This window comes from Corynebacterium sp. USCH3, assembly GCF_037619475.1.
Classification (GTDB): Bacteria; Actinomycetota; Actinomycetes; order Mycobacteriales; family Mycobacteriaceae; genus Corynebacterium.
On the sequence record NZ_JAQPZT010000002.1, the window covers coordinates 491,018 to 503,706 of the forward strand.

General features: G+C 67.2%; 10 protein-coding genes. 3 read left to right on the forward strand and 7 right to left on the reverse strand.

What is annotated here, in order from left to right:
• Positions 1-317 precede the first annotated feature (317 nt).
• Positions 318-1,103 carry a hypothetical protein gene (locus PQI66_RS05540; protein ID WP_339996629.1) on the forward strand — a complete coding sequence of 262 codons (786 nt, stop codon included), beginning with the start codon at positions 318-320 and terminating at the stop codon, positions 1,101-1,103.
• A 118-nt stretch (positions 1,104-1,221) separates the two neighbouring features.
• Here PQI66_RS05540 and ndk read toward each other — a convergent pair whose 3' ends face one another.
• Positions 1,222-1,632, reverse strand: coding sequence for a nucleoside-diphosphate kinase (ndk, locus tag PQI66_RS05545; RefSeq protein WP_339996630.1), 411 nt, complete (start codon positions 1,630-1,632; stop codon positions 1,222-1,224).
• Positions 1,633-1,666: 34 nt separating this feature from the next.
• Positions 1,667-2,344: a YoaK family protein gene (locus tag PQI66_RS05550; protein WP_339996631.1), complete on the reverse strand. Its 678-nt coding sequence runs from the start codon at positions 2,342-2,344 to the stop codon at positions 1,667-1,669.
• Between the two features lie 106 nt (positions 2,345-2,450).
• On the opposite strand from PQI66_RS05550, the gene PQI66_RS05555 reads away from it, so the two are divergent.
• Positions 2,451-2,807: a GNAT family N-acetyltransferase gene (locus PQI66_RS05555; protein WP_339996632.1), complete on the forward strand. Its 357-nt coding sequence runs from the start codon at positions 2,451-2,453 to the stop codon at positions 2,805-2,807.
• A 39-nt stretch (positions 2,808-2,846) separates the two neighbouring features.
• On the opposite strand, the gene PQI66_RS05560 is transcribed toward PQI66_RS05555, so the two are convergent.
• The 5 genes from PQI66_RS05560 to PQI66_RS05580 form a co-directional block, all read right to left on the reverse strand.
• Positions 2,847-3,278, reverse strand: a complete 432-nt coding sequence (locus PQI66_RS05560; protein ID WP_420100368.1) for a DUF4233 domain-containing protein — start codon at positions 3,276-3,278, stop codon at positions 2,847-2,849.
• The gene (locus tag PQI66_RS05565) at positions 3,275-3,919 is read right to left on the reverse strand and encodes an LOG family protein (protein ID WP_339996633.1); all 645 of its coding nucleotides are present in this window, start codon (positions 3,917-3,919) and stop codon (positions 3,275-3,277) included. The genes PQI66_RS05560 and PQI66_RS05565 overlap by 4 nt, the downstream gene beginning before the upstream one ends.
• Positions 3,916-5,442 (reverse strand): bifunctional tetrahydrofolate synthase/dihydrofolate synthase, encoded by a 1,527-nt coding sequence (gene folC, locus PQI66_RS05570; RefSeq protein WP_339996634.1) that lies wholly within the window; start codon positions 5,440-5,442, stop codon positions 3,916-3,918. Before folC ends, PQI66_RS05565 begins: the two co-directional genes overlap by 4 nt.
• 10 nt (positions 5,443-5,452) lie before the next feature.
• The gene (locus tag PQI66_RS05575; protein ID WP_445227999.1) at positions 5,453-8,260 is read right to left on the reverse strand and encodes a valine--tRNA ligase; all 2,808 of its coding nucleotides are present in this window, start codon (positions 8,258-8,260) and stop codon (positions 5,453-5,455) included.
• A 306-nt stretch (positions 8,261-8,566) separates the two neighbouring features.
• Positions 8,567-8,956 (reverse strand): helix-turn-helix domain-containing protein, encoded by a 390-nt coding sequence (locus PQI66_RS05580; protein ID WP_339996635.1) that lies wholly within the window; start codon positions 8,954-8,956, stop codon positions 8,567-8,569.
• A gap of 91 nt (positions 8,957-9,047) precedes the next feature.
• Between PQI66_RS05580 and PQI66_RS05585 the strand changes: the two genes are divergently transcribed.
• Positions 9,048-12,635, forward strand: a complete 3,588-nt coding sequence (locus PQI66_RS05585) for a helicase-related protein (RefSeq protein ID WP_339996636.1) — start codon at positions 9,048-9,050, stop codon at positions 12,633-12,635.
• Positions 12,636-12,689: the final 54 nt, after the last annotated feature.

The window sequence follows — 12,689 nt, forward strand, 5'->3', positions numbered from 1 at the left end:
TCGGGGTGGCGGTCTCGCGGCGTCCCCGGGAAAACGACCCCGAACTGGTTCCGGGGACAAAGCGGGCGCTGTGATCGGTCCGATCAGGTCGCAGCCACACGAGGTCTTCCTGAGACGCACGGGGTTGCCGCCGTGGCATTCATATTCGATGTTGTCTGCACGGTTGTCGTGCCTAGAAATCTGTCCGACATTCGGAGCACACCGTCTCCCGGGTGCTGCACGTGTCTCCGCACATTGTTGCACACCGGGTCCGCGGTGTTCGTCCCGCCACGCCCCGTCCCCGCCGGCGGCCGCCCCCGCCGGTTAATGTGTCTTATATGAGCCAGGAACTCCGTACTCTCGAACAGATCCGGGCCTCTGTCACCCCGGCACTGCCTTGGCGCATCCTGGCGGCTGTCCTCACCTCCGCTTTCGTCGGCGCCTCATCGTCACCGGTGGCCGGCCCGTGGATGCTCTACCTCGCCGCTCCTGTGCTGCTGATCGCCGCGCTGTACCTGGGCCTCTCGCTGCGGGCGACGGGGATGAGGAAGAACGAGTACGCCCCGATGCGCGCCGACGACGAGACGTCCTCCGAGGCCGGAGGTACCGTGGAGGAACCGCGCAGCCCGAACAAGGACCTGCGCACCTTGGCGTCGTTCGCTGCCCCGGGGATCTACGCCCTGATGTGGGTCGGCCAGACGATCAACTCCACCACCGTCGGGTGGGTCTACGCCGCCGCGGTCACCGTCGTCAGCGTTCTCGTGTTCTGGCGTGCTTTCGTGCTGGAGGCCGCGCGCCCCACCGGCTACGTCCCCCTGTCGCGGGTCTTCGCCACCGAGCCGGACTGGGCTCCGGCCGACGACACCGATGCCGTCGCCTCCACCCTCTACGCCGCCCAGGCCGTCCCCGGGGGACGCCAGGTGCGCCGCGACGTCCTCGCCGACCTCGCCGCACCACTGGTGCAGGACGGCTCGGTGGACGCCGCGCTACGGTCGCTGACCGCGCGCAGCCTGGCCGTCGTCCTGCGCGAGAGGAAGAACGCCACCACCGTCATCGAGTGGATCACGTTGACCGGGGAAGGACGCGACGCAGTGGCACGCGGACCGGTCAGCTCCACGATCTGAGCCGTCCCCCAGGTCACGGACGGCCCGTTTTTCTCCCTGGGGAACGACCCAGATGACAGCGACGAAAACTCCCCGTCACCACCACTCGTGGGGTCGTGACGGGGAGCCGGTACGGAGATCAGAGGTTCGGGAACCAGATGCCGATCTCGCGCTCTGCGGACTCCGGGGAGTCGGAACCGTGGACGACGTTCTCGCCGACGGAGGTCGCGAAGTCGCCGCGGATGGAGCCCGGGGTGGCCTTCGAGACCGGGTCGGTGCCGCCGGCGAGCTGACGCCAGGCGTCGATGGCCCGCTCGCCCTCGACGATGCCGGCGATCATCGGTGCGGAGGTCACGAAGTCGACCAGGTCACCGAAGAACGGCTTGTCGGCGTGCTCGGCGTAGTGCTTCTCGGCGGTCTCGCGGTCGGCGACACGCAGGTCCAGGGCGGAGAGGGTGAGGCCCTTACGCTCGATGCGGGCGATGATCTCGCCGACGAGGCCGCGGGAGACACCGTCCGGCTTGATGAGGATGAGAGTACGTTCAGTCATGCGTGTCAGCCTACAGAACACCGATGAACGGGAGTTAAAGGGGCAACCCCCGACGTCGACGACCGTCCCGGACCACCTGGTTGGCCACGGTCACCACGACCACGAACCCGGTCAACGGGTAGATCGCCACCAGTCCGAGGTTGAAGAAGACCACCGCCCCCACGATCGCACCCGACGACAGGCAGACCGCCATGAGCAGCGGATACACCCAGGCCGAGACACGTCCACCGAAGAAGGAGTCCACGAACCGTTGGCCGGCCTTCACCAGCGTCCCCGTCACGTAGGTCAGCGCGATGGAGACCTCCCCGTCCCGCTCGAACACGGAGTTCATCGCACCGATCCCCACGGACAGCAGCATCAGGGCCAGCGGCTCCGAACCGGAGGCCAGTGCCGCGGACGCCGCCAGGAAGAACACGCAGACGGCGGTGAGGACCGCTTCCCGCGCCCTGTACCGGCTCCACCGGCGGGTGACCAGGCGGTGCACCAGCGCGCCGCACATCACCCCGACCATGAACAGCACGATGCACCGTCCGGCCAACCGCATCAGGTCGGCGTCGTCCTCCACGAGGGAGACCGCCAGCCGGGTGCTGTTGCCGGACATGAACGACAGGAACACCCCGCCGTAGAACATGAACCCGAGGGAGTCGGCGTATCCGGCGACAGCGGCGAGAGACATGGCGAGGACCCGTTCCCCGCGACGGTAGCTATTCATCGTAGGAATATCGTACCCCCGGCACCGGCGATTCCCTGATAGGTTTGACCCTGGAATGACATGAACAGAACGCTTCGGCGTGCGTACGGGAGCAAGGAGACACATCATGGGTGAACTGACCGACAGGAGCGGCAACGCCGTCACCGTCCGGTTGACGTCGAAGGGGAACGCCTACGCGATCTACCTCGCGGACGACACCCGCGCCGGCGCCGCCTACTTCGTCGACCGCGGGTCAGAACGCATCTTCCACCACACCATCGTCGGCGACGACTTCGCCGGACGCGGACTCGGCAGCATCCTGGTGCGCGAGGCGCTGGCCGATGCGAAGGCGCAGGACCTCACCGTCGTCCCGTCCTGCCAGTTCGTCGCGTCGTGGATCGAGCGCAACGGGTACGACGGGCCGGTCGCCTCCCCCACCCCGGAGACCGACGAGTACGTGCTCGAGCACGCCGGCGAGTCCTGACCGGCCGCCGCGCGCCCCGTCACCGGGCGCGGGTCGTTCTCAGTCGCGTTCCTCGGCGACGTAGTAGTGCTGCGCCGGGAGCAGCCCCTTCTCCATGCGGCTCTTCACGTTCGCCCGCAGGTGGTAGGTGTACCACCAGGCGAGGATGAACAGGACCGCGACGAACAGCATCGTGGGGTGCACGATCACCCCGATCACGGCGAAGACCTGCAGGCCGATGTTCATCCTGTCCGCCCAGGGCCGGAACTGCAGGAACGACGCCACCACCATCGCCACCCCCAGGACAGCGACATAGCCCATGTTGAACGGCGTGGCGTGGGCACCGTCATCGATGACGCCGACCACGGCGAGCACCAGCAGGACGGTGATCGCCTCCATGAGCATGATGCCGGCCATCATGCCCTTCAACCCCTTGAAGGGGTCGACCTGCATCTCGTGTGCGGGCCCCAGCGGGGTGGTGTTGTCACTCACGACATCCTCGTTTCACTGGTCGTCGTTCCCGCGGTGGCACGGGTCGTTGACGACCACTTTGCCGCAGCCGGGGCCCACGAGTCCAACGCGGTGCCCAGTCCGGCCGCGTCGGTGAGATGGATGAGGCCGTCCCGGTGTTCGGCGGCGAAGAACCCGCGTGCGACCATCTGGTCGAGCATGCCGAGCAGCGGGGTCCAGTAACCGTCCACGTCCATCAGCGCGACGGGTTTGTGGTGGATCCCGAGGACCTGGGCGGTCCACACCTCGAAGAACTCCTCGAGCGTGCCGATGCCTCCCGGCAGGGTGACCATCGCGTCGGCGGTCTCCGCCATCCGGTTCTTGCGCTCGGTCATCGTCTCGACGATCTCCAGGCTGGTCAGCCCGGTGTGACCGGTCTCCCCCTCGTACAGGTGCCGGGTGATCACCCCGTGGACGTCCATACCGGCGTCGAGGGCGGTGTCCGCGGCCACCCCCATCAGTCCGACAGAGCCGCCGCCGTAGACCAGCGAGTGCCCGTGCTCCGCCAGGTGGCGGACCACGGCGACGGTCATGTCGCGGTAGGCGGGGCTGTCGCCGTGGGCTGAGCCGAGGTAGAGGGCGATGCGCTTCGGCGCCACATGCAGTTCTGACACCGTGGTCATGCCGGGTCCTTTCCGAACAGGGTCCGCGCCTCGCCGGCGGTGACGACCGATCCGGTCACCAGGACACCGGCACCGGAGACCTGGGTGTCACCGAATCCACCGTCGTCCTCGGCGAGCTCCACGGCGAGTTCGACGGCACCGGGCAGGTTCGCCGCGACGTGGACACGCTCCTCACCGAAGGCGTCCCGGGCGTACTCGGCGAGGGTCTCGACGTCGACGGCCCGCGGCGAGGTGTTCTGGGTGACGACGACCTCGTCGAGCACGGGCTCGAGTGCGGCGAGGATGCCACGGGCGTCCTTGTCCCCCAGGACGCCCAGGACACCGACCAGCCGCCGGAACGAGAAGTCCCGGTCGACGGCCTGCGCCAGTGCGCGGGCACCGTGGGGGTTGTGGGTGGCGTCGATGAAGACGCTGGGGGTGGCACGCACGCGTTCCAGGCGCCCCGGGGAGGTGACCTGCGCGAATCCGCGCCGGACGGTCTCCTCGTCGAGCATGCGTCCGGCACCGGCACCGAAGAAAGCCTCGACGGCGGCGAGTGCCGTGGCCGCGTTGCGGGCCTGGTGTGCTCCGGAGAGCGGCAGGAAGATGTCGGTGTAGACCCCGCCGAGCCCCTTCAGCGTCAGTGTCTGCCCGCCCACGGCGACGGTGGATTCCACGACGGCGAATTCGCTGCCGGCGCGCGCGACCGAGGAGTCGGACTCGACGGCCTGACGCAGCAGCACCTCGAGGGCCTCGGGTTCCTGCTCGGCGATGACGGCGACGTTGTCCGGCGGGGTGAGCAGGTCGTCGGCGTCCCAGCGCTGCTTGATGATGCCGGCCTTCTCACCGGCGATCTCGGCGAGGGTGTCGCCGAGGTAGTCGGTGTGGTCGAGTCCGACGGGGGTGACCACCGCGACGTCGGCGTCGATGACGTTGGTGGCGTCCCAGCGGCCACCCATGCCGACCTCGACCACGGCGACGTCGACGGGGGCGTCGGCGAAGGCGGCGTAGGCCATGGCGACGAGGATCTCGAACTTGCTCATCCGGGGGCCGCCGTCCGCCTCCGACTCGGCGTCGACCATGGCAACGAAGGGTTCGAGCTCGCGCCAGGTGCGCACGTAGTCCGCCGGGTGCAGCGGGACGCCGTCGATCGCGATGCGTTCGGTGGCGAGCTGCAGGTGCGGGCTGGTCGTGCGTCCGGTACGACGGTGGAAGGCGCGCAACAGAGCCTCGACCATGCGGGTGACCGAGGTCTTGCCGTTGGTGCCGGCGACGTGCACGGCCTGGTAGTTGCGCTGCGGATTGCCGAGCAGGTCCATCAGCCGGCGGATACGGTCCAGCGTCGGGTCGATCTTGGTCTCGGGCCAGCGCTCGTTGAGTTCGGCCTCGACCTCGGCCAGGGCGGCGAGGTCGTCGGCGGTCACCGGTCGGGCGAGCTTCGCGGCGTCTTCGTCGCTGTTCGCCGGCTCGGTGAGATCGATCGGCAGATCCAGGCCGGTGGCGTTGAGCGTCGCCTCGCCGAAGTCCTCGGTGTTGTCAGTCACGGTGTGCGGGTCACTTCCCTGCCAGGTCAGTCAGGCGCGCGGTGATGCGTTCGACCTCGTCGGCGGCGACGCCCCGTCGTTCCCGGATCTCGGCGACGACCTTCTCCGGCGCCTTGGCCAGGAAGTTGTCGTTGCCGAGCTTCTTGTCCGCCCGCTCGAGTTCCTTGTTCGCCTCGGCGAGGTCCTTCTCCAGTCGCTTGCGCTCGGCGGCGACGTCGACGGTGCCGGAGGTGTCCACCTCCACCGTGATCGTCGCGCCCGACAGTCGCAGCTCCACCGACGCGGTCGGGGTGAAGTCGTCGTCCGGTGCGGTGAGCTTCACGATCGAGCGGACGGCGTCCTCCAGGCCTGCGAGGTCGGCGGCCGCGGCGTCGAACCGTCCCGGCACCTTCTGCGAGGGCTTGACCCCCTGGTCGGCGCGGAAGCGGCGGATCTCGGTGACCAGCTTCTCGACGTCGTCGAGACGGCGCACGGCGTCGGCGTCGGTGGCGGCCCCACCGTTGGTCTCGGCCGCGGTGGGCCAGTCGGTGACGACGAGGCTGTCTGCGTAGCCCGCGACGCCGTCGGTGAGCACGGTCCACAGCGTCTCGGTGACGAAGGGCATCGAGGGGTGCAGCAGACGGAACACGGTGTCGAGCACACGCCCGAGCACCAGGCGGGTGTTCTCGCCGCGGGTGCGCTCGTCCTCGGTGGCGGCGTCCCAGTCGCGCGGGATCTGGACCTTGGCGATCTCCAGGTACCAGTCGCAGAACTCGCCCCAGGTGAAGCGGTAGAGCGCCTCGTTGGCCACGGCGAACTCGTAACGGTCCAGGTGGGTGTCGACGTGGACGCGCAGTTCCTCAAGTTTGTCGAGGATCCAGCGGTCCGGGTCGGTGAGCGCCTCACGGGACGGGAAGGCGTCCTGTTCGTCGGTGGGCAGCACCCGGGCACCGTTCATCAGCGCGAACTTCGTCGCGTTGAAGAGCTTGGTGGCGAAGTTGCGGGACGACTGGGCGGAGTCCTCGCCGATCGGCAGGTCGGTGCCGGGGTTGGCGCCACGGGCCAGGGTGAAGCGCAGGGCGTCGGCACCGTAGTCGCGGACCCAGTCCATCGGATCGATGCCGTTGCCCAGCGACTTCGACATCTTGCGGCCGTGCTCGTCGCGGACCAGACCGTGGAGGAAGACGTCGATGAAGGGCACCTGGGGGCGGCCCGCACGCTGGTCGGCGGTGGTGCCGGACTCACCCTCGTCCAGGGTGGACCCGGCGATGGTGTCGGCGAAGGTGGCGAACATCATCATGCGCGCGACCCAGAAGAACAGGATGTCGTAGCCGGTGACCAGCACCGAAGTCGGGTAGAACTTCGCCAGCTCGTCGGTGTCCTCCGGCCAGCCCATGGTGGAGAACGGCCACAGTGCGGAGCTGAACCAGGTGTCCAGCACGTCCTCCTCACGGTGCCAGCCGTCGCCGGTGGGGGCCTCGTCGTCGGGGCCGCAGCAGACGATCTCGCCGTCGGGTCCGTACCAGATCGGGATGCGGTGGCCCCACCACAGCTGACGGGAGATGCACCAGTCGTGCATGTCGTCGACCCAGTCGAACCAGCGCGGCTCCTGGGAGGCGGGGTGGATGACGGTGTCGCCCTCGCGCACCGCGTCGCCGGCCATGGTCGCCAGTTCCCCGACCTTGACCCACCACTGCTCGGACAGGCGCGGCTCGATGGCTTCCTTGGAGCGCTCGGAGTGTCCGACGGAGTGGACGTAGGGGCTGATGCGTTTGACGACCCGGCCCTGGTCCTCCAGGGCGAGACGGATCTTCTCGCGGGCCTCGTAGCGGTCCATGCCGTCGAACCGGGTGCCGGTGTTCGCGATGTGCCCGGTCTCGTCGATGACCTCCGGCATGTCCAGGTCGTGGCGACGGCCCATCTCGAAGTCGTTCGGGTCGTGCGCGGGGGTGATCTTCACCGCACCGGTGCCGAACTCGGGGTCGACGTAGTCGTCGGCGATGACGACCATGCTGTGCCCATCGATGAACGGGTGCGGCAGGCGGGAGCCGACCATGTCCGTGTAGCGCTCGTCCTCGGGGTGGACGGCGACGGCGACGTCACCCAGCATCGTCTCGACACGGGTGGTGGCGACGTCCACGTGCGGGCCCTCGCCGGAGGCGTCACCGTAGCGCAGGGTGACCAGCTCACCCTCGTCGTCGGAGTAGACGACCTCGATGTCGGAGATCGCCGTGCGTAGCACCGGGGACCAGTTGACCATGCGCTTGGCGCGGTAGATCAGCCCGCGGTCGAAGAGCTCCTTGAAGATGGTCTGCACCGCGCGGGACAGCCCGTCGTCCAGGGTGAAGCGCTCACGCTCCCAGTCGACCGAGTCGCCGATGGCGCGCATCTGCGACTGGATGACCCCGCCGTACTGCTCCTTCCACTCCCAGACCTTGGCGGTGAACTCCTCGCGACCGTAGTCGAAGCGGTCCTTGCCCTCGGTGTCCTTGAGCATGCCCTCGACCTTGGTCTGGGTGGCGATGCCCGCGTGGTCGGAACCGGGCAGCCACAGCACCTCGTGGCCCTGCATGCGCTTACGGCGTGCCATCGCGTCCATCAGCGTGTGGTCCAGGGCATGACCCATGTGCAACTGGCCGGTGACGTTCGGCGGCGGCAGGACGATCGAGTACGGCGGACGGTCACTGGTGGCGTCCGCGTGGAAGTAGCCGGCGTCCACCCACCCCTGGTAGAGATCGGATTCGACGTCGGCCGGGGTCCACTGCTTCGGGAGCTGGTCCGCCCGGTTACCGGTCCCGGAATTGCTGGCTGCTGCGCTGGAGCTGGTCTGATCAGTCACGGTTGCACAGTCTAGTGCAGGGGCCGGACATGGTTGAGACCGGTTGGCGGGGCAGGACGTCAGGGAAGAGAGAGGACGTCACGTAGCCACATGTCGACCTCACTCATCGTGGTTCGCCCGCGGTGGCGACGGCGCGTCCGAAAGCCGCCCTTCTCTTCTGTCTCGCGTCGTTGTCCACGAGCGTGGCCAGGAATCCGGCCGCGGTGACCCCCTACTCCCGCGCGCGGCGGTTGATGCGCTCGCGGAGCTCGACCGAAACCTCGGTCGTGGTAGCCAAGCACCGAGAATACCTCGCGGTATACCTGACTACCGCCGAGCATCCCCGTCCTCATCGCCGATGACCACCGCGTGCGGCCACACGATGTCGACATTCTGAATCTCCTCCAGCGTCGGGGGATTCTCCGCGGACCGACTCCGCGTCTCAACTTTACGTCCGACATCCGGCAGTAGCACCGCCGGAGGCACGTTCAACGCGAACGCCAACTGGTAGATCTTCTCCATGGTGGGGTTCAGGACGCGGCCGTTCTTCCCCGTCCCGTGACCTCGCTCGAAATTCTGAACCTGATTCCGACTCATCCCCGCCCGCTCGCCGAGCTCCTCCTGCGTCATCTCTGCGTCGACGCGGAGTAGACGGATGCGGTGCGCCAGGGCCGACCCGTAGGTCTTCCAGTCGAGGTCCGGCGGCGGGGATTGCATACAAAAGAATGTGCCCGCACAATGAGGTAGTGTCAGCACATTAGATTGTGCCTCAATCGCCCCGTACCCCACCTTCCACGCTGGAGCCTGCATGAACGTCGACCGAAGCGACGTCGACGTCTCGTCGGAGCCGTTGAGCGTCGACGATCTCCGTCCCGGCCAGAAGCTCCTGGGCCTGAGCGACCACGCCGTGGACATCGTCCAGGTCACCCCGACCGCTGACGGCGCAATCCTCGTCTTCCGACATCCACGTGGCGACATCGACGAAGCAGTCCTGTTCTCCGACGACCTCGCCGGCCTGTCGCTCGCCAATCCACACAACGCTGCGCTTTTCACCGGCGATGCCGAACAGTTTCGTCTGGCCGCCGAAGCACTGCGCATCCAGACCGCCGGTCTCCACGACCCGATGCTCGCGGTGACCTCCAGTGACATCCAGCCCCTCCCCCATCAGATCAGGGCTGTCTACGAGGAAATGCTGCCGCGCATCCCCCTGCATTTCCTCCTCGCGGACGACCCCGGTGCCGGGAAGACAATCATGGCGGGCCTCTACATCAAGGAACTGATGCTGCGCGGGGACGTCGACCGGTGCCTGATCGTCTGTCCCGGCGGACTCGCACCCCAGTGGCAGGAGGAACTCCGGGAGAAGTTCGGGATGCACTTCCACATCCTCTCGCCGGGGGCCATGGAAAACTCCCGGTCCGGCAACCCCTTCAAGGACCACGACCTTCTGATCGTGCGCATGGACGCGGTTGCGCGGAGTGATGACGAGCTGCTTCCCCTTCTCAGAGCCACCGAGTGGGACCTCACCATCGTGGACGAGGCCCACAGGATGTCGGCGTCCTCGGGCTTCCGGAAGGAACTGAAGAAGACGCGACGCTTTCAGCTCGGCGAGTCACTGCGCGACATCTCCCGAAGCGTCCTGCTGATGACGGCCACCCCGCACAACGGTGACAACGAGGCCTTCCAGGCCTTCCTTTCCCTGCTGGATCCAGACCGCTTCGAGGGGGCTTTTCAGACAGGCTCCGACGCCGGGACTGTCGACACCTCGGGGCTGATGCGCCGAATGGTCAAGGAAGAGCTCCTCACGTTCGACGGACGCCCCTTGTTCCCCGAACGTGTGGCGGTGACCGTCCCGTACCAGCTCAGTCCCGCGGAGAACCGTCTCTACCGGGATGTGACCCAGTACGTCCGCACAGAGATGAAGCGGGCGGAGAGGTCGCTGAACAGTGCAGCGAGCCGGGCGGTCGGATTCGCCCTGACAGTCCTCCAGCGACGTCTGGCCTCCAGTCCGAACGCCATCCACAACTCCCTGCGCCGTCGTCTCGACAAACTCGAGTCGTTCCGCACCGAGATGGCACAGGCCTCCGAGGAGGGCCGCGACCTGCTGTGGACGGGGCGCAGTTTCGTCGACAGCGCCGTGAACAACGCGGTGTCGGTGATGGCGGACGCCGTCACCGAGGACCTGGACGTCGCGGCCGGCGACATCGAGGACGCCGAGGACACGATCGTCATCAGCCCTGCGACGGCGGCCCAGAGTCTTCCGGAACTCGACAGGGAGATTGTCGAACTCCGCCACCTGGTCTCCACCGCCCACACCGTAGTTCTCAGTGGTGAGGACCGGAAGTGGTCGGAGCTTCGTCGCATCATCGAAAAGGAGACGCTCACCAACTCAACGACCGGCGAGCGACGCAAGCTGATCATCTTCACCGAACACCGGGACACCCTCAACTACCTGGTGAGCCGGATCCGGAACACCACCGGCAGCGAGGTCGTGGCCATCCACGGCGGCACGAACCGGCTGGACAGGCAACGCATCAAGGCCAACTTCACCAACGACGACCGCGTCCAGTACCTGGTCGCCACGGACGCCGCAGGTGAAGGGCTGAATCTACAGGCCGCCTATCTCATGGTGAACTACGACCTGCCGTGGAACCCGAACCGGATCGAGCAACGGTTCGGACGGATTCACCGTATCGGCCAACGACACGTCTGCCAGCTGTGGAACCTCGTCGCCGACGAGACCCGCGAGGGTGCGGTGTACAAGCGCCTCCTGGAGAAGATGGAGACTCAGCGTGCGGCGTTGGGGACCCAGGTCTTCGACGTCCTCGGTGAGGCGTTCCGGGACAAGTCGCTGAGGGACCTCATCATGGACGCGGTGCTCTACATCGACGATCCGGCACGACAGGAGGAGATCGACCGGATCATTGACTCCGAGGTCGCACACGGGCTCGACGACCTCATGGAGGAACGCGCACTGGCCGCCGAGACATTCTCCCGTCGGGATCTCGAACAGCTACGGGACGCCATGGATGCGGCGCGGGCCCGGAAGCTGCAGCCGCACTACATCGCCCAGTTCTTTCGGCGGGCATTGGAGCACCAGGGCGGCAGGTACGTGCCGAAGGCGAAAGGCACTGCCGCGGTTCGCCGTATCCCTCGCACGGTCCATGACTGGGCCCGCAGCAATGGGCTCGCCGTCGCAGACCGCTACGACCTGGTGACCTTCGAGCCGGAGATCGCAGACGACCGCGACCGTACCGAGTTGATCTCCCCTGGCCATCCGTTGTTCGACGGCCTGGTTGACATCACCGCGAGTCAGTTGCAGGAGACCCTGGAGACCGGGGCGGTGCTGGTGGACCCCAATGACGAGGGGACGACCCCGTGGTTGCTCGCCGCGGTCATGCTCGAGATAAAGGATGGTGCCGGCACCGCCCAGCACCGTGAGTTCGCCTACGTCCGGCTGAATCCTGACCTGTCGGTCGAGGACGCGGGAATGGCCCCGTACCTGGACTTCGACCCACTCCCCGGAGAGGTGTCCGCCGAGCACGCCGTCCGCGCAGCCACGGAGGCGAACGACTGGCTCACGGACGACCCGTCGGCGACGGTGCGCCAGGAAGTCACCGCGACCCGAGTAAGGCAGACGTTGAGCGAGACCCGGGCTCGTATCCTGCCGGAACTCGACCGTGAACAGGAACTTGTCACCCGCCGCCTGACCGCGCAGATGGACTACCACGCCACCAAGGCGGCGGCGGCCCAGGAGCAGCAGGACGCCTATGACGTCGGTGATGCGAAGAAACCACCGCCTCAGTCCCACTCGGCGCTGATGAATCAGGTACGGGCGCTGGACACGAGGCTCCGCCAGCGAACCGACGACATCACCCGTCGGCGTCACCTCCGACCGAACCCCCCGGTCGTCGCAGCCAGGGCGTTGATCGTGCCCCGTGGTCTGCTGCGGCTCATTGGCGGAGCCGACGCAGACGAGGTGGCCCAACACGCCAAGGACACCGAGGAAGTTGATCGACGTGCGGTGGACGCTGTCTTAGCTGCCGAGCGTCAGCTGGGCCGGATCCCCCGGGAGATGCCGCACAACAACCCCGGTTTCGACGTCAGTTCGCGGGAACCAGAGTCGGTCGACCCCTCGGTGATCATCGAGGTCAAGGGGCGAATTCTTGGCGCGGGGGATTTCACGATCACCCACCGGGAGGTGGTGACCGGGAAGAACACCGAGAAGGATCACCGTCTGGCCCTGGTCGAGGTCAGTCCGGACGGGCCGGAGCATGACCGGGTCCGCTATCTCGCCGACTTCTTCCGAAACATGACCGCCTTCGACGACAGCTTCCCGGTAACGAAATACACCCTGAACTGGAAAAAGACCTGGGAACAGGGCGGTGATCCCATGTAGCACCCCGGCCGGCAGCACGCTGAGCCCGCTTCGGGCTCCATCTCCGAGCACACC